We start from the raw sequence: 16992 nt of genomic DNA, 5'->3' as shown, positions 1-16992 counted from the left end.
TTACAATTAAAGGTTTCCAATGTTGGTGCGGCCAAGAATTATCCTGCCTTCTAACTTTTCATCTTCATCGTCGCAATCAATCAACCTTCCCGAAGGATAGATCGAATTGAGTTTATTCATTTTATCAATAAGCTGTGTTAATTTTTCTTCGTTCTGTTCCTGTTCGAGGTTTGTTTTTGATATCAGAAATTCACGGTAAGTATTTTCAAACTGAAGCATATCGTTTTCTTCATCAGGAACCTGGTTTTTGCGATGCCCCACCCAGCAAATCCGGGCCAGCACATGTGCCGGAAGTTCCTTACGAATCAGGTTTTCAAGGTAATTGCGGAAGTCGCTGTCGGCAAAACGGTATGCCCAGCCGGGCAAAACCACGGTTACACGGAAAGAATAGGGATCAACCGGATTACATCCTTCACAATCGTCGTCACAAATTGGCATAAACTGAGCAAATGGAACCGAATCTTCTGTCACATCTGGGCGAAGTAAAATATGTTCAACCAAAAATATTCCTTCTTCGCTGAACACATAAATCATAAAAAGGAGAAAATCCAGCATGGCATTTTTCAGTTCTTCCGGCGAATCGTAATACAAATACTGCCGTGCAATAACCCATTGGGCGCTGTTGGGATCGGCTTCCCGGTTAATGACATTAAAGGAAAATTTTCCGGTTTCCGAAAGCTGAACCTGCAAATTTCCGAAAATGGTTTCATCCACAATTTCTTCTTCGGCAAAAACTTTTTCAATAATTTCTTCCGTGGTTTCAATGATTTTTTCTACCGATTGGTGTAATTCCTTTTCAGCCAGCCGTGTATTGGGATAGTTTTCAGTGGCTGTTAAAATAATCTCATCCGCTTCATTCCGGATGCGCCAGCGGTAAACTTTTTTTCCGTCAGCATCCAGAAAATCATAGATTTCCACAAAAGATTCGGATAAATTTGTTCGATTGTAATTTTTGATTCCCACGAGCCGGGAAATACGCTTTTGAACACCGGACACATTTTTTGTATTCCACAGATTTTCATTGGGTTGCCGGAAATAATTGAATGCACTGCCACGCTTCATGCTGGTTTGGTCGTAATCTTTCAGGAAAGATTCTTTTGTTTGCAGAATCACTTTTTCAGCATGGACCCCATATAATTGTTTCATCAGAAAAGTATAATCGCTGAACTTTTCTGCAAAACGGGAAATGAGATGGTCCAGAATTTTGTTTTTACGTTCCACTCGGTTATCAAGGCCTGAAAATAACAGTTCGGTCAGCGCTTCATCGTCGTTTTCAGGATAGCCGGAGACCAAATCCGAAAATCCTTTGATGTCTTTTACTGCCTGTGTGAAATACGTCTTTTTCAGCTCGTTGTCAACTGAAAGCATATCTTTCACTTTTCCCAGATGGGCAAAATATGTAGCCAGCATCTGGTCGAAAAACAAGAGGTAACCTTTCAGTTGTTTGGCCTGTGCTTTCCTTTTGGTTTCCACACGCGAGGGCAGTCCGTTGGGGCCAATTCCGTAAGTGTCCGGGAAATCGTTTTGAATGGTGGTTGCTTCGCCGGTATTTAAAAATTCGCCGGCAGGAATTTCAGGTTCCATGTTAAACCGCGCCTGCTCCTGTTCGGCTTTGGCTGCCTTTTCCATTTCATCCAGGTAAAGGTCAACTTTATTGTGGTTTACATTAACCGGCAACACACTTTTGTAGTAGCTGTATGCGCTGTCGGAACAACGCACCGGTTTTTTGCCATCCTCCACACAAATGATCCATTCATCGCTGTCGTCATCAGGATTGTGGCAATCATTAATGGTAATATCTTTGATAACTTTCACCCCGTCGATGTTCATTATCAGGTTCATAATGTCTGATAAGCGAACCTCGGTGCGGAGTTGGGCATTTTTAAGTTCAACCGGATCGATAAAACCGCTTTCCAAAACCGGGCCGTCAAAAATCTGGTCGGAAGTATAACCTTTTTCAACCATCTGTTTCAGGGAATAAAACTTCAGTGACGGCGAAAAGTAGTTGTCGATGGTTCGCAAAACTTTGGCATGAACCAGTTCCTCGTCAGCCTCAGGATTCAGTTCAATGCTGGCGCAAACGGCAATGGGATGTGTCAGTACTTCGGAAATGTCCACCAAATCTTCACAGAGATTCCGATTGGCGTGGTAGCGGGTTTTTATCTCTTCGTAAATGCGATCTTTTTCATCATTAATGGCATCCTCATCAGGGAATTCATCCGGATCGAAATCATCGAAATCAACAATAACCGAATACAATCCCTGCAACTGAAAATCGGTTTTGAATGCTGCATCAGTATCTTTAAAATCATCGGAATTATACGAAAGCTTGTTGTTTTTGCAATCCACAAAAACCGTTTTTTTATACTTTTTCAGCCAGCAGTTTTTTACCCCTTCAATATCAATAAACAATTTGCGGTAATCGGCTTCGGTAACCGGCTGCGAAGGTAAAATTTGCAGGGCTTTAAAAAACTGGTCGCCAATGGCCGGTGCATTTTCGTCTTCGGGAGCCAAAATGTTTTCAAGCGGCATTTCCAGCCGGGCGCCCAAATCGGTAAGGGCATAAGCCAGCATTTCCAAAATGGTTATCCCGGGATCGTGACTGTTGTAATCGGTCCATAAATCACTGGCTAACTGCTCGATGTATTCCAGCCCTTTTTTCCTCAAAAAAGCATAATCGAGGTCGTCTCCAGTGGCCACGTTTTTAGGCAGGGTAATATGTTTGTTTATTTCTGGCATATTTCTTCGGTTTCAACGGTTTCCTTACAACTATCCGAGGCAAGTCTGAGGCCGTGCTGCCTGGCTGAAACGAGAATCGCTATCGGAGTTTCAGGGCTCACAAGTGTAAAGGATTTTTCCCCTTTTTTCATTTTTACATCCTCAACGTAATCAACATATTGCAACTTTTCGATATAATGGATGAGTGTACTTCGGTGCAGCGTAGTCCCAAACTCAATTTTGGCAGTTTCTTTAAATGCCCAGGGCGAAAGCAAACGGGTAATGTCTTCGTTCAGCTTTTTCAGGTAATAACTTTCATCAAAACCTTTTCTGAATTTCACGCCCAATTCAACGGTAACTTCCTCGTATTCTGGATTTGCCACCACGGCATCTACATGCAGGGTGTTCCGTTCGTTAACAAAGTTCTGAATTTCGTTGAGCGTAGCTTTGCTCACCCGCGGCTGGTAAATATCGAATACATTATTGTTTTCAATGTCTGGAATTACAATAATCAAAACGTGTCCCGGAGCAAGAAACCGGGTTATTATTTCATTTTCACCATTTGCCTTTTGTTTAATGGTGTATGATGTGTGATTCAGGCATTTTACCTTGTAAATTTTCGGGAATTGCTGAAGTATAAGGTGTTCATAATCCCAGATGGTAATTGCCCGGTTTTTGTGACGCAGCCGCTCACTTAAGCGACGGTAATATGCCGCATCCGACTCCTGTGGTTTACCGCCAAACGAAGCATAAGGTTGGGTAAGGCCTTTTACTGTGGAAACGCGCTGAACCGGCTTGGTAATGGTTTCGGCCTCCAAACCATCCAACAAATGTGATAATTCATTGCCATTATCAGAAAATTGGGCTGTAACTGCTTGTGCATGAATGGCAATGGCTTTACTCACTGCAAAGTAATTTTTATGGATTTTTGCCTTCACCCAAATAAAACCCGAAGCCAGCCGGGTGTTGTTTTTATTGGCCACTTTTGGTATTGAAAACTTTACAATGCCCGATTTCAGGAAATTATCGGTTTCGTTGGCAATCATAAAATCGCTGGTCAGCGGTTTCCAGTGGTTCTGGCACAAAACCGACCATTCCACTTTTTGTTTTCCGGTAAACGATTCGGCTTCCGGATTTTCGCTGCCCTCAAGCACCTGAACCAACAACGAAACCGTTTGGGTGGGTTCTGCTTCTTCCAATCCGATGTATAATTCACCGCCTTTGCAATAATCCGGTAAAAGGAATGTTTTTTTCTCTTCATCATCCAGAAAATCAAGCTGGTTTTTCAGGTAAAGATGTTCTTCCGCCTGCCCGAAAGGATGTTCGTGAAAAAGTTTCACATTGTTAGTCTGAAAATCTTTTTCTGTAGCACCCAGATTCATACTTGCCGAAGCCGTGTAATTGAGGCTGATGGTCTCAATCATCGGGGTATATGGCTCATTGGGAATCAACGCATCTTCATTCTCGCTGCCAAAGGCAAGGGCGTAAATCCGTGGAAAAAGGTCGTGGTAAAACGACTGGTTGAGCGACATGCGCACCGGGCCGTTTTTGCCGGTTTCATAATTTGTATTTTGAACGGAGAATTCACTGGTATAACCTTCATCAACTTTGGTAAACAGAATATGGTTGTTCTGATTAACATCCTCCCATTTAGCCTTATGCTGAATTTCAATTTTTGCTTCAAAATGGCTGTCTTCTTTTACAATCAGGTTGGCCGGTTCAGGATTTACCTGCCCCCAATTGAACACCGGCTCAACAGGTTCAATTTCCGGAATTTCAATAGTTAACATTCCTTCCAAAAATCCAAACGAACTAGCTTTGTAAATGTAGTCTGTCCGGTAGGCATAATACAAATCCACAAAACTGTCAGGTGTATTTTTCCAATTGATTTCCACATCTAATTGATCCCAGAACTTTTCAAAAAGTTCGGGGTAATTCACATAAAAATTGGAACGTTTTACCGGCTGTGTTCCAAACGGATAAAATGGTTTTTCGGCATTCAGTACCCCAATATCACTTTCCAGTTCCAGGCTTTTTACTCCTCGAACATCCACATGTATGGAGAGTGTTTTAATTTCTTTATCGAGCAATTGGCGGTATAACGAATGCCCGGCGGTTTCGCCTGTGTTAATAAGCACCCGGCAAACGGGCTGGTCTGTGTCGAAGTTTTCGCCGTGAACCTCTGAATCGTAAGCCACTACCGGTTCTTCGTCGCGGGGAATTTTAAATGCCAATTTTAATCGTGTTGAAGATTCTGACAACCCCGATGTAAAAATATCATCACCTTCATCGTTTTCAACGGTTGATTCCACAGCAAACGGCCCGAGCCAGCCTTTTTCTCCGGTGCACCAAACTTCGAGATTGTTAGTAAGCTGGCCAATATTTACAGAGGAAACTGCTTGCTGAAATTTTACATCAAGTTGCACAAAACGTTCACCCTCCTGCAGTTTTAAAACGTTTGAAGAAACAGCAAAACCAAGCCTGGCATCCTCCAATTCCGGATACTCCGCCTCTTTTCCGTTTTTTTCCACTTCGAAATACCCAAAAGGCCACCATTTAATATCATCGTTTGGGAAGTCCTCACCTTTTCCATCATAAGAATTAGCAACTTCAGCAGTTTTTATTTTGCTGTTTTCGTGGTCGTTGTAAACGCTTTTTAGTTGGGCGACTGCGGTTTTGTTGGCAATAAGTTCTTCGTTGGTTTTATAAATCCGTTTTTGTCCGTTGGCATCTTTACCGCCGTCCAGTTCGGTTCCTTCGCCTATTTGTTCTTCTGTTACTTTTTTAGCCAGTTCAAAAAGGATGTGCACCTTGTCGGGCGTTGCCGGAAGTTTTTCAATTTTCAGGATTTCGCGGTAATAAAAATCGAGGTGGCGTTTAGTGAGCCGGTTAAAACGTTTTTTTGAAAATTCGAGCAACCACACAAAACATATAAAAAGCGCCAAATGGGGCGTAATATTCTTTTCTTCGCCAACACGTTTCAAAAAATCTTCCAGTTCAATTTCGTTTTTGAAAAAGAACTCCCAGTTTCCTGAAGGATCTTCAAAATCGTGGTTACTGAAATAATTCACATGCGCCGCAAACCGATAAGCAAATTGCATCCATTCTTTCAGACTGAAATCGTTCAGTTTAACAGAACCGGGCTCCAGCGCTTCGATGAACCGTTTGTTCTGGTCGCTCCCTTCACGGGTTAGTGCAATATCTTTTCCGCAATTAGCCATAAATTATTTCCTTACAATTCGTTGCCTTCTTCTTTATAAAATGGAAAAACCATATTCATTCTCGAGTTGGTGGAACGAATGATGTAGTCAATGTTAATGAGCAAAACGCCGTTCAGTTCCTCGGTGAGATCGATGTCTATTTTTTTGACATCGATGCGCGGTTCGTGATAAAGAATAGCGGTTTTAATCAAATCAATCACATACGTTTTTAGCGTCAGATTCAGCGGACTGAAAAGCAATTCTTCGAGGTTACACCCGTAACCTGGCAGCATCACCCGTTCGCCCAGCCGTGTTGACAGTAGAATTTCCAGGCTGCTTTTGATATCCACCTCGTCTTCCAGCATTTTCACCGCCCGGCTTTCCTTGCTGAACTCCGGTGGAAAACTCCATCCTCTTCCCAAAAACGATTGATTCTCATTCATAATTTATCCTCCGATTAATACTGTTGGACACCCTGCAACTATGGTCCCGCCATGTGCAGTTACATCGCCCATCCGGGCTGCAGGCATTCCACCAATGAAAACAGTTGCCGAACCCATGGCAATACTATCGGGCGGGCCTGTGCAGACAGCCATATCTCCCACCCTTGCAGCCGGCATTCCACCAATGAGCACCGTTGGTTCTCCCGGCGGCAAAACCGGGCCCCCCACGTGGGGAACTGTTCCCGTCACCATCGGACAGGTATGCATATCTGTTATTCTCGCTGCAGGTGGCATACTTTAAATATTAATTGATTTGAACCATTGAACCTTTTACCACTGCAATGGCGCTGGTAGAAACCTCCGCACCAGCCGAACCTTCGGCCTTAAATTGTGCACCGGCTTTCAGCTCCATGTTGGTGCCGCTTTCCACCTTCATATCCGTTGACGATTTATAACTGATTTCAGTAGCACTTTCTATGGTAATTCCATTGGAATCCATCTGGATAAAATTGCCGTTTTCATCTTCCATTTTAATCCCACCGTCTTCATCGCTGATAACCAGTTTGTTTCCGTTCGGCGTTTCCACCGTCACGCTCACCTCATCGTCATTAAAGATGAACTTCATTTCGCTGCGGGTAACAAAACCCTTTTCGTGATTGTCATCGGCTGCAGTGAGCGGAGCAGGTTTGGTACTGCTGTTCATCATTCCCAAAACCACTGCATCGTTTGGATTGTCATTAATAAATCCCACAATCACTTCATCTTCAATTTCGGGTCGGAAAAATGAGCCCCGGTTTTCTCCGGCATCGAGTGTTGCAATTCGTGCCCAGGTTCCTTCTCCTAGGCTGTCAACCACAGGAAGGCGTACCAAAATACGATCTTCACCGTCCGGGTCGTTTTCCAGTTGGGTAACAATACCGATTTGCAAACCACTCACAGCCGCCGCCAATCCTGCAGCAGGTAAATCGTTAATTTCGAATGTTTCGGAAAACCATTTAGGGTTAATACCAAACTGGGCATCCACTGTCCAGTTTCCTTCGGTAACCTGATGGCGAACAGCAGAAATAAATACACTTCCGTTAAACCGTTCGCCTACGCCTTCCATATTTAATAACGTATTAGGCTTCACTGCCGGAATTCCCTGGAATTTCACCCGGCCCCTTATTTTTGCCAACTGATTAAACAAGGCTTTTGAATTGGCCCATTCCTGCAATGCAGAACTGTCTCCGCCACCGTTTTTCAATTCCAGGTTTTCCAAACCAACCACCTGAGCCAAATCATCCGGGGTGAGGTTTCCGTTTAGTTCCACACCCGGGTTGTCGGCTTCCGCTTCCAGAAATTCCTGGTCGGATGCGTTCCAGCCATAGGAAGTCACTTTCTGAAACTGGTTGCGGGCATCTATTTCTGCATCAAAATCGAGCAGTGTGGCGCCAAACGCAACCGTTTCAACAGGTTCCTGTCCTACATCCGGTTTTTTAATCGTAATTTTTCCGTCGTCCACCACACAGATTTTGCCGTTGGCCTGCGCCCTGGTCACCAGGAAATCCCAGTCGGAAACATTGTACTGAACCAGTTCCTTGTGCGTCACATTTGTGCTTTCCACATCCTTTTCCAGTCCGTAACTGTCAATGATTTCTTCAAAAACATCGCTGTCCGAACTTTCGTAGAAGTATTTGCTTTTCCGGCCAATGGTAAGTTTTACTGCCTTGTCTTTACATTCCACAATTAGAAAAGCCTGGCTTGGCCTGATTTTCAGACTGTGTTTTATTACAATGCCCTTAAATATGGTATCCTCTTCGGAATGGTAACCGGCTTTTATTTCGATTTCCTTACCCGGAACAAATAAATCCTGGTTGCTCAGTTCAAAATCCTGCGCAGACGGATCACCATCGCGCAACACAATTTTTGCCGTTGGAATGCGATTTACTTCCTTTTCAACCACAATGTTCAATACATGGTAGCTGCGTGAAAGTTCTTCACCTTCCACCAGGATTTTGTATGTTGCCAAATCCGCCGAACGTGCAGTATTTATAACTCTTTCGGGCATAATCAGGAACTTTTTTCAATGGGTGGAAAAAATATTCTTTGGCCAACTTCCAACTTTCTGAAATTGGTTATGCGATTGGCTTTTGCCACCTCAAGGTAATATTTCGAATCGCCGTAAATGCGGTAAGACATAAGCGGAAGCGTGTCGCCCTTTTTTACTTCCCTCACATGGGTTAAATCGGGCGAACTGTTGTTTTCCATGGCCACGCGAAGGTCGTCTTCAACAAAACCTTTGAATTTGGCTCTGGCTGTTGCACGCAGTGGAGTACCGTCGGGTTTGAACAGTTTGAACGTGATATCCATTTCCGAGAGGGTTCCTTTAAAAAGCAGTGTTCCCCAGGAAATGATAAGGTAGTTTGGTTTGTGTTCATCGCCGTTATAATCGAACACCACTTTTTTAAAGTGTTCAATGTCGTCAATCACACCTCTGCCTTCGTCTTTAAAAGTTTTATCATCAGACGTTCCTGCCGAGCCGTAATCGGTTAATACCCCAGTTCGATCAAACACAAAATCAAGTTCCAAATCTTCGGGCAATGCCCGGTTAAACCTTGGTGCCGTTGCGCTGGTTCCCGAGGCCTGATCGTCGTTCTGTTCAATTTTATATTTATACACATAATTCTCAGGATTCAGTAAGGTTCTGAATTCCCCGTCAGCCACTTCTTCCGAGAATTGTTCGTCGCTGAAAGCCTTTATTTTCAACTTTGTAAGTTCTCCGCTCATTTTACCGCTCCTCCTTTTTTGAAAGGATTTCAAGTACCTGCTCCACGCAAGCTGCAATCAAATCATCGCGTTCGCTCCGTTTTATTTTTTCAGGATTTTGGGAACGCGGCTTTTCATCCACATTAATTTTGATGTGCAACTCTTTAATTTCGATGGGCATTTTTACTGAATATTAAAATAGTTGTAAACCAGCTCGATGGTTTCGATGGCAATTTTGCTTTCCTCTGCATTCAAATCGCCAACTGCCCATTTTACCGGCCAGGCGTGTACTACATTCCAGGTTATCAGCGGTTCGTGTTCTTCATTCAACAGACTGATGGTGAGGTCTGTAGGCATAATATCAAATCCTTCCACAGCGTCTCTGCACCATTTAATCAAATCGGAATTTACGAGTACACCGCGTTTCAGCACCAAATTCGGAAACTTGGTGCGTACCGGCAATTTATGCTTAAACCTGTTTTCACCCCCTTCGGCTATCTGTTCGGTTTCGAGTTCAATGTTCAAACCTGCCACCGACTGGAATTGAAATTCGCCTTTGATATTGTTGAATTCAACCCTGAAATGATAGCCTAACGGAGGATAGTAGTTAGCCATTATTATTCATTTTGAATAGTTAAACCTTCGTGAACGATTTCCATGCTTTCGATGGCCACTTCGTTGCCGTCGGCCTTTAAATCGGTTGATTGTACTTTGGCCGGCCAGGCATTTTTCACTTTCCAGGTAATAACCGGTTCATGTTCTTCGTTCAGCAAACTGATAGTAATATCGCGCCGCTCTATGGTATTGAGTTTTACGGTATTCCACCAGTTAAAAAACTCGTTGTCGGTAGCAAATGTGCCCCGTTTCAGCGTAATGTTGCTGTATTTTTGCATTCCGGGCATCTTAATTTTTGAATACTCAGGGCTGGCTCCGTCGCGGTATTCCACAACTTCGCTTTCAACATCCAACCCCGACACTTCAGTGAACCCGATTTTTGTTCCGCTCCACTCCACCTGGAAATGAAACTTAACCAATGGATATGCTGTTGCCATAATTTATTGTTTTAATAGTTTACATTAATTGATTAGGATTCCTGCATTTTGTGAGAAAATTTCAGGATGATGAATTCAGCCGGACGAACCACTGCCATTCCGATTTCAACATTCATGTAGCCGTTAAGAATGTCTTCGGCAGTCATGGTTTGTCCCAGGCCAACCCGCACATAAAATGCCTGTTCCTGTTTGGCTCCGGCCAGCGCACCTGCCCGCCACTGCAAAGTCAGGAAGTTTTCAATCATTGCCCTCACTTTCACCCATGTGTTGGCATCGTTTGGTTCGAATACAAACTGGGAAGTAGCTTTTTTAACCGATTCTTCCACCATGTTAAAAAACCTGCGTACAGGAACATAACGCCATTCGTTGTCGTTTCCGGCAAGCGTGCGGGCGCCCCAAACCAGTGTTCCTTTTCCGGTAAAAGCGCGGATAGCATTTACTGATTTTCCAGCTTCGGTATCCACATTCAGACTTTCCTGATCTTCGTGTGTTACATTAACCACTGGAGCCTTAACGGCTGTGATACTAACATTTGCAGGAGCTTTCCAAACTCCGCGCTCGCGGTCAACCATGGCATAAATCCCAACTACGGCTCCACTGGGCGGTAAAACCACTCCCTGTTTCCCGATTGCATTTACAATTCCTTTATAAACAGCATCCACTTCCTGCAAATTGTCCGTTCTGCTTTTTCTTACAGCCTCCAGTTCAGCATAAAAATCAGCAACAAGTTTTTCAGCTTTTCCAAATAAAGCTTTAAAATAAGGTGCTGCACTCAATGCCGTTGAAGGAGTGACATAAATATCATTTTTATGATCTGCTGGATCGGAAAACGTCAATGGACTGAAATCCGTTGTAAAGTCATCAGAAATTAAAGGATTGTCCCATGCCGGCGATTCCAGTGCTGCATCGCTTTCTGCTGCCTGACTGTAAAAATTGTAATCGTACAGTATTTTTAAAAGGTTATGGAATTTTGAGTCGGCTTTAACCTGCTTTTCATGAATGCTTTCTGCCGAATTGCTGGCAGTATCGCTGGTAAATGTCAAATCGAAATAGCTTTTAAAATAATTGTACAATTCGGTGGCATAAGTCTGAAGCAATCCACGGTTATTAATTGTTCCAGCAGTTGGGGCAACCAGTGTTGATTTGGTTGCAATATCAGCATCCATATTGTCAATGGAATCAACAATTTCACTGTTAAATAATGATTTAATATCACCTACCGGACTTCCATTTTGGGTAAAATCACCATTTACAATGGCATCGTAATCGATTTTGTAAGACAAGGTGGTTTTAAGCCACGGATAATAGGCTGCTCCGTATTTCAGGAAATTCATGCCCACGTTGTTTCTGAAATCGGAAACCGGATCAGCAGACGGTGTGATTTCCTCGTCGCCGTCAACAATGTCGAGCACGGCAAAACGGTCTTGCAGTTTGTTGCATTGGGCCAGCATAGCAACGTGCACTTCAGCAGCATTCGCCACATCAAGGTGAACCGATTCGGGAACAACAAGTAAAGTTGGCAGATCCATTTTTTCGAGCGAAGCAAGCCCGTCCAGCAATTCCTGTTTATCCACATCAGAAGCTTCGTCGTTGTACCCTCCAACGGAAACGATAAAACAATCGCCGCCGCCGTTTGAATAAAACATTCGTACCGAATCGTAAAGCAGATTGACACCGTTCACCACAGTTTTTTTCACTGTGTTGTCCGGGTTTAGTTCAATCTCAATAGTTGTAGGATCGGGCGCCCCGCCGAAAAAGAATTCGTAATCGGGCAAGGAGCCGATTTTAATGGGTTTGATAATACTTTCGGCATGGTAATCCACGCCATCGACAACTGCCTGTTCCGTGTAGCCCACAAAGGCCGGGATGGCAGTTTCAACTTGCGCTACCGAAGGCGGAAATTTGGAAATTTCCTCAACGTAAACGCCTGGTGTTTTGTAAGCTGTTGCCATAATTCATTGGATTTTAATGTTACATGTATATTTCAGAAAATATTTTGTTATTTGCCGCATCAGGTTTAATTAAAGCCACGCCCGGATTGGGCAGTTCAACGCCGCCCAGTTCAACGGAAATAAAACCCGATTTGGTTAGCGGATGCTCATTTTTCGTAATCAAAACTTTTGAATTTCCATTCTCTCTTTTTACATCGTCGCCTCCGGTAACCTGCTGATTGGAGTCGAAAAGGTACCGCCAGATGGTGCTTCGGTTTTTAAACACCACTTCAAAAATTTTTGCAGAAGACGGGATTTTGCCCTGTGCATTTGTCAAATTCAGCGAACTATTATCGCCTTTCATGTAAATACGGATAAGGCCTAAAAGTCTTTCTTTTTCACCTGCATTTAATGACGCTTTTTCTACTTTTTCCCCTTCTGCGGAAAGAATAAAATCTTCATCTACATGAAAATTGCCGCCGGATTTATCCAGCAGGGGAAAGTTATTCGGTTCGGAATCAAGTCCTTTATTTGACAAATAGTACAATTTCCCGGCGTTTTCCAATTGCAGGTCGGTGTAATTGTAAAAAACCGAATCCTTAATTTGAATCAGAAAAGTAAAATTCAAATCATCATCCAGCGAAATAAATGGCTCACTGTCATCTGACTCAGAGACCTTTGACCAAACGGTAAAACCTGAATCCAGTGTTTTAAAAACCAGGTTGTGTCCGTTTAAATTTTGAACTGTTTCTTTTGTTGGTACAATTTTTACAACACCCTGAAAATTGTAATTATTAAGTTGCTTCACTTTTTCTGTTTCGTTCATGGTTCTGAATTCAACCGAACCCTTATCAAGAAAGTAGCGGTGAAGAATTTTCACCCCGAAAAGTTCTTTATATTGAATAGAATAGCTCATTGTTTCAAATCATTTAGGGTTCCGCCAATGTGTGTAATAACTTCGGATGCAGCCAGTTTTTTATCGCGCTCAATTTGAATGAGCTGAACTTTGTAAATAACCGAAGGCAATTGTCTGCCTCCCAGAGTACCCCATACATTATTAAGTTCTTCAAAAGTTGGAGTGTATAACTCCAAAATGAATTTGAAATGGTCAAGTACATCGAATGCCACATTTGTACGGTTATAGACCGTATTTGCCGATGTGAACACTTTTTTTCCCTGAAAAAATTCAATCACCTTCGAAATACTCCTGAGCGACTTATCGTAAGTGTCGCAGTTGGCAGCAATTAAAAGATAAAGATTCAGGTGAACAGGTGGATTTTTATATTCGGTTTTCGTATCCTTTACCTTAAAATGTGGAGTGTTTCTCAATACCACTTCCTCTTCAAGTTTCAATAATGAAACAACAACCTTGTCATCAACACGGGTAGCATCGTCACTTCCCGATTCCCAAAGGGCAATGTTTTCAAGAACAATTATTTTTCCCAGACCTATATCTGAAAAATAATTTTCAAGTTGTTCCTTTATAATCTGGAGTGTCTCGTAAATCATCTATTTTCGCTTAATCTTCCGTATTAATAACTTAATTCGCCCAATTTTAATCAGTAAATTTAAGACCTTTTTATCTTCTATAACCTTAAACTTTCATTGTGCAAATGAATTACTCTGATTTATTTTTTCAACTTAATGGTTTTGTGCGTATTTACCTTTTAAATGGTTTCATACGACTTAATGGTCTTGCTATGCAAGTTACGGCAAGAAATAATTCAAGTCAATGATTTACTGAAAAAATTTCAAGAAAAATTATTACAAGCTAAATAACAGATACTTACATTGAGTTAATAATTTTCCCGAATGGCCAAAAGAAGATTTTCCATTTCAGAAATGAGTTTTTGAAGGGAACCTGAAAAATGATTAGCCATGATGCAAAAAGTAAGGTTTTTACCTGATTTTGAATGAATAAAACCGGCATAACAACGCACCCGGGACATGGAACCGCTTTTTGCAACAAGTGATTTTTCCGGGAAATTTTGAGCACTGAAATGGTTCAGCGTCCCCTGCCCTGCTGTTGGCAGCGATTCTGTAAAACTGAACGAATTTTTGCTCGCATTTGCCATTTTTTGAAGAACCGAAGTTAGAAATGCAGGTGAAACTGCGTTGAAATGTGACAACCCGCTGCCATCTTCCATAAAAAGCTGCCGGATGTCCAAACCTTCTTTTTCCCAAAACTCTTCAATAATTTTCAATCCTGTTTCACGGGTTCCAACCCCGGTCTTTTCAGCAGCAATTTGTTTTACCAAATGCTCAGCAAACAGATTTACACTTTCATAATTGAGCACTTTTACAATTTCGGCAAGTGTTGGAGATTCAGTTAAATAAATCTGATTAAATCCTGAATTATCCTCCCGGTTAAAAACAATTTGCCCATTGAGAAAAACCCCTTCATTTGCCAGATGTTTCAAAAAATCATCGGCCAGCAGATTCTCGGGAAACGGGTTAGAGGCTTTAATGGTAAAAGCTCTCCGGTTTTTGGGAATGGTTCCGCGTATTACCCGGTTCCTATCAATAGGACTGCCAAACACATAAGCCTGATCGCTGTTAATATCAGAAGACAAAACTTCATTTTGAAAACTCATGCCGGCCACTTTGGGATAAACAGAAATGATTTCTGTTGGCAAGCCGGCTATTGCCGGTGATCGAAAACTTATTCGGAACTGGTTGTCATAAACAGTTAATGCACTGGTCCCGGCACCGTAATAATTTCCCATGTCTTCCCAAATCCAGGTGGTTGGAATTTTTTCTGAATCGTAAAGAGAACCGTTGAGAATCAGATTTCCCTGAATCCGCTTTATACCGGCAGCTCTGATTTGCTGAACCCAGGATTCCAAAAAATGGGGTGCAAAATAATGATCTTTGAAATATTCCGAACCAAGAGCGGGGTCACCCCCACCAACAACAATTAAATTGCCATGCAATGTTCCGTTTACAATTTTTCCGGAATATCCGACATTCGTTTTAAACCGGTATTCCGGCCCTAAAATTTCCAATGCCGAAGCAGTTGTAACTAATTTCAGTACCGATGCCGGAATGAATAATTTACCGGAGTTTGTTTCAAATACGGTATTTCCTGTTTCCAAATCTGCCACATGAATTCCAATCAACGCATTCCTGTATTCAGGGAGCTCAGTAAATCGCTGCAATTGTAATTCAAATGCTGATTGCCCAAATAAAATTGTACTAAAAAGAAGAAATGCGAAAACCAAAAAATACCGTACCTTCATTTTTGCTATTTTTAGCATTCAAAAATAACAGATTGCAGGAAAACTAAAAACATTCAGATGTTGCGAACAATATTATTGATAGGAAGCGGTGGATTTATTGGAAGTGTAATGCGCTACCTGGTGCAGTATTACATGGAAAAAAGCCTCACAAGCACCTTTCCGTGGGGAACACTAATTGCGAACGTTGCCGGGAGTTTTATTATCGGGATAGTTTTTGCACTTGCCGAAAAAGGCAACCTGATGAGCGCTGAATGGCGAATTTTTCTGGCAGTAGGCGTTTGTGGCGGGTTTACAACATTTTCAGCGTTTGCCTACAACAACTTTACCATGATTAACGAAAAGGCATGGAGTTCGCTTTTTCTGAATACTGGAGGAAACTTATTCTTAGGAATTTTAGCTGTTTATTTGGGAATTATTCTTATTCGTTTAATTTTTTAAAACCGAAAACCATGAAAATAGAAGGCAGAGCAGGAATGTTAAAAATTTATGTGGGCGAGTCAGACAAAGTTCATGGCCGCCCGTTGTTTGAAGAAATTGTTTTTGAAGCGCGAAAAGCCGGCATGGCAGGTGCAACCGTTTTCAAAGGCATCATGTCGTTTGGCGCCAGTCATTCGGTGCACACCATGAAAATTTTTGCCTTGTCGGGCGATTTACCGGTTGCCATTGAAATTGTGGATACCATTGAAAAACTGGATGAGTTTACTACGCGTATAAACGAATTAATGGACCAAAGCAAAAAAGGCGGGTTGATTACATTTCAGGAATTAGATGTATTACGTTATAAGGTTGGTGAAAAATATACGGTTAAAACATAAACGGTTAAAACCAAAATTTTTTCGGATAAATTTCAATTCAACTGCATATTTGTGCATAAAAAAAAACATCCTTGCAGGCTCTGAATACCCTGCAAGAATGTTTGTTCTTTAAACGCCTTCCTGCTCACCAACAGGTTCTTTTGATGTTCGAATACTGTTCCAGCCAGGATTTGCCGAGTTCAGGTAAACATAGATTGGCTTTTCGTTTCTTACCAGCTCAATATAGTTATGTAATTCTCCAAATGGAATAAAAATTGCACCAACCTTATTGGCTTCAATATACACTGGGTTTGGCACTTTACTGGCAGGATGAAGACCATACACTATAAAGCGGAAACCGTCGGCACTATGACAAACCAAATGTCCCTGGATAAGAATCTGAACCCCTTCCCACGTGGCTGTGTTTTTAAATCCCAAACCTACCTCATAAGTAGTTACTTGAAAAGTTTTTATTGCCATAACGTTTTAATTAAAATGACACCTACTCTTTAAAGGATTTTCGGTATTTTCCTTACAAGTGCTATAAACCTTTCGGCTATATTTTTAAACGGATATAAATAGTTATATTTCAGTAAACTTAATGGTAATACAATTTACATCATTTTTATTTGATTTTGATTAAAATGATAATTTTTTTTACGAGAATAAATCAATTCCCAAAAAATGATATTTTCTGAAGGATGTCAGGGACAAAAAAGGGAAATAAAAAAAAAGGATTAAGCTGACATTAAACAACTTAACCCTTTAAATGTGGGGAGAGGAGGATTCGAACCTCCGAAGGCACTGCCAACAGATTTACAGTCTGCCCCGTTTGACCGCTTCGGTATCTCCCCCCGATATTTTTTAAGA

The 16992-nt window shown here is 41.9% G+C and carries 16 protein-coding genes and 1 tRNA gene; 2 read left to right on the top strand and 15 right to left on the bottom strand.

The window, feature by feature from the left end:
* Positions 1–6 precede the first annotated feature (6 nt).
* From ACESMA_RS05025 to dacB, 13 genes are all read right to left on the bottom strand, one after another.
* Positions 7–2739 carry a hypothetical protein gene (locus ACESMA_RS05025; RefSeq protein WP_372947680.1) on the bottom strand — a complete coding sequence of 911 codons (2733 nt, stop codon included), beginning with the start codon at positions 2737–2739 and terminating at the stop codon, positions 7–9.
* Complete coding sequence (locus ACESMA_RS05020) at positions 2727–5939, bottom strand: baseplate J/gp47 family protein (protein ID WP_372947679.1); 3213 nt, start codon at positions 5937–5939, stop codon at positions 2727–2729. Before ACESMA_RS05020 ends, ACESMA_RS05025 begins: the two co-directional genes overlap by 13 nt.
* 11 nt (positions 5940–5950) lie before the next feature.
* Entirely contained in the window at positions 5951–6361 is a 411-nt protein-coding gene (locus tag ACESMA_RS05015) for a GPW/gp25 family protein (RefSeq protein WP_372947678.1), read from the bottom strand.
* A 3-nt stretch (positions 6362–6364) separates the two neighbouring features.
* On the bottom strand, positions 6365–6655 hold the full coding sequence (locus ACESMA_RS05010) for a PAAR domain-containing protein (protein ID WP_372947677.1): 291 nt from the start codon (positions 6653–6655) through the stop codon (positions 6365–6367).
* Between the two features lie 10 nt (positions 6656–6665).
* On the bottom strand, positions 6666–8408 hold the full coding sequence (gene vgrG / locus ACESMA_RS05005) for a type VI secretion system tip protein VgrG (RefSeq protein WP_372947676.1): 1743 nt from the start codon (positions 8406–8408) through the stop codon (positions 6666–6668).
* A gap of 2 nt (positions 8409–8410) precedes the next feature.
* Positions 8411–9127: a CIS tube protein gene (locus ACESMA_RS05000; protein ID WP_372947675.1), complete on the bottom strand. Its 717-nt coding sequence runs from the start codon at positions 9125–9127 to the stop codon at positions 8411–8413.
* A 1-nt stretch (position 9128) separates the two neighbouring features.
* Positions 9129–9287, bottom strand: a complete 159-nt coding sequence (locus ACESMA_RS04995) for a DUF5908 family protein (RefSeq protein WP_372947674.1) — start codon at positions 9285–9287, stop codon at positions 9129–9131.
* A 2-nt stretch (positions 9288–9289) separates the two neighbouring features.
* On the bottom strand, positions 9290–9721 hold the full coding sequence (locus ACESMA_RS04990; protein WP_372947673.1) for a phage tail protein: 432 nt from the start codon (positions 9719–9721) through the stop codon (positions 9290–9292).
* Positions 9722–9723: 2 nt separating this feature from the next.
* Positions 9724–10158 (bottom strand): phage tail protein, encoded by a 435-nt coding sequence (locus ACESMA_RS04985; protein ID WP_372947672.1) that lies wholly within the window; start codon positions 10156–10158, stop codon positions 9724–9726.
* Positions 10159–10190: 32 nt separating this feature from the next.
* Entirely contained in the window at positions 10191–12110 is a 1920-nt protein-coding gene (locus ACESMA_RS04980; protein ID WP_372947671.1) for a phage tail sheath family protein, read from the bottom strand.
* A gap of 19 nt (positions 12111–12129) precedes the next feature.
* Complete coding sequence (locus ACESMA_RS04975) at positions 12130–13005, bottom strand: hypothetical protein (protein ID WP_372947670.1); 876 nt, start codon at positions 13003–13005, stop codon at positions 12130–12132.
* Entirely contained in the window at positions 13002–13598 is a 597-nt protein-coding gene (locus ACESMA_RS04970) for a DUF4255 domain-containing protein (protein ID WP_372947669.1), read from the bottom strand. The genes ACESMA_RS04975 and ACESMA_RS04970 overlap by 4 nt, the downstream gene beginning before the upstream one ends.
* Positions 13599–13885: 287 nt before the next feature.
* On the bottom strand, positions 13886–15328 hold the full coding sequence (gene dacB, locus ACESMA_RS04965; protein WP_372947668.1) for a D-alanyl-D-alanine carboxypeptidase/D-alanyl-D-alanine-endopeptidase: 1443 nt from the start codon (positions 15326–15328) through the stop codon (positions 13886–13888).
* 57 nt (positions 15329–15385) lie between these two features.
* Between dacB and crcB the strand changes: the two genes are divergently transcribed.
* Both crcB and ACESMA_RS04955 read left to right on the top strand, forming a co-directional pair.
* Positions 15386–15766: a fluoride efflux transporter CrcB gene (gene crcB, locus ACESMA_RS04960; protein WP_372947667.1), complete on the top strand. Its 381-nt coding sequence runs from the start codon at positions 15386–15388 to the stop codon at positions 15764–15766.
* An 11-nt stretch (positions 15767–15777) separates the two neighbouring features.
* Positions 15778–16143 carry a DUF190 domain-containing protein gene (locus ACESMA_RS04955; protein WP_372947666.1) on the top strand — a complete coding sequence of 122 codons (366 nt, stop codon included), beginning with the start codon at positions 15778–15780 and terminating at the stop codon, positions 16141–16143.
* 108 nt (positions 16144–16251) lie between these two features.
* Here ACESMA_RS04955 and ACESMA_RS04950 read toward each other — a convergent pair whose 3' ends face one another.
* Positions 16252–16602 carry a hypothetical protein gene (locus tag ACESMA_RS04950; RefSeq protein ID WP_372947665.1) on the bottom strand — a complete coding sequence of 117 codons (351 nt, stop codon included), beginning with the start codon at positions 16600–16602 and terminating at the stop codon, positions 16252–16254.
* A 292-nt stretch (positions 16603–16894) separates the two neighbouring features.
* Positions 16895–16976, bottom strand: a tRNA-Tyr gene (locus ACESMA_RS04945).
* Positions 16977–16992 lie beyond the last annotated feature (16 nt).

The organism is Mariniphaga sp. (assembly GCF_041687215.1).
Taxonomy (GTDB): Bacteria; Bacteroidota; Bacteroidia; order Bacteroidales; family Prolixibacteraceae; genus Mariniphaga.
The sequence above is the reverse complement of the archived record's forward strand: the minus strand, read 5'-3'. Positions and strand labels throughout refer to the sequence as shown.

What these genes read in the sequence shown, in the direction of transcription:
- vgrG (WP_372947676.1), bottom strand. Translation starts at nt 8,408, where the DNA reads ATGCCCGAAAGAGTTATAAATACTGCACGTTCGGCGGATTTGGCAACA.
- ACESMA_RS05010 (WP_372947677.1), bottom strand. Translation starts at nt 6,655, where the DNA reads ATGCCACCTGCAGCGAGAATAACAGATATGCATACCTGTCCGATGGTG.
- dacB (WP_372947668.1), bottom strand. Translation starts at nt 15,328, where the DNA reads ATGAAGGTACGGTATTTTTTGGTTTTCGCATTTCTTCTTTTTAGTACA.
- ACESMA_RS04985 (WP_372947672.1), bottom strand. Translation starts at nt 10,158, where the DNA reads ATGGCAACAGCATATCCATTGGTTAAGTTTCATTTCCAGGTGGAGTGG.
- ACESMA_RS05020 (WP_372947679.1), bottom strand. Translation starts at nt 5,939, where the DNA reads ATGGCTAATTGCGGAAAAGATATTGCACTAACCCGTGAAGGGAGCGAC.
- ACESMA_RS04955 (WP_372947666.1), top strand. Translation starts at nt 15,778, where the DNA reads ATGAAAATAGAAGGCAGAGCAGGAATGTTAAAAATTTATGTGGGCGAG.
- crcB (WP_372947667.1), top strand. Translation starts at nt 15,386, where the DNA reads ATGTTGCGAACAATATTATTGATAGGAAGCGGTGGATTTATTGGAAGT.
- ACESMA_RS04975 (WP_372947670.1), bottom strand. Translation starts at nt 13,005, where the DNA reads ATGAGCTATTCTATTCAATATAAAGAACTTTTCGGGGTGAAAATTCTT.
- ACESMA_RS04980 (WP_372947671.1), bottom strand. Translation starts at nt 12,110, where the DNA reads ATGGCAACAGCTTACAAAACACCAGGCGTTTACGTTGAGGAAATTTCC.
- ACESMA_RS04995 (WP_372947674.1), bottom strand. Translation starts at nt 9,287, where the DNA reads ATGCCCATCGAAATTAAAGAGTTGCACATCAAAATTAATGTGGATGAA.
- ACESMA_RS05000 (WP_372947675.1), bottom strand. Translation starts at nt 9,127, where the DNA reads ATGAGCGGAGAACTTACAAAGTTGAAAATAAAGGCTTTCAGCGACGAA.
- ACESMA_RS05015 (WP_372947678.1), bottom strand. Translation starts at nt 6,361, where the DNA reads ATGAATGAGAATCAATCGTTTTTGGGAAGAGGATGGAGTTTTCCACCG.
- ACESMA_RS04990 (WP_372947673.1), bottom strand. Translation starts at nt 9,721, where the DNA reads ATGGCTAACTACTATCCTCCGTTAGGCTATCATTTCAGGGTTGAATTC.
- ACESMA_RS04970 (WP_372947669.1), bottom strand. Translation starts at nt 13,598, where the DNA reads ATGATTTACGAGACACTCCAGATTATAAAGGAACAACTTGAAAATTAT.
- ACESMA_RS05025 (WP_372947680.1), bottom strand. Translation starts at nt 2,739, where the DNA reads ATGCCAGAAATAAACAAACATATTACCCTGCCTAAAAACGTGGCCACT.
- ACESMA_RS04950 (WP_372947665.1), bottom strand. Translation starts at nt 16,602, where the DNA reads ATGGCAATAAAAACTTTTCAAGTAACTACTTATGAGGTAGGTTTGGGA.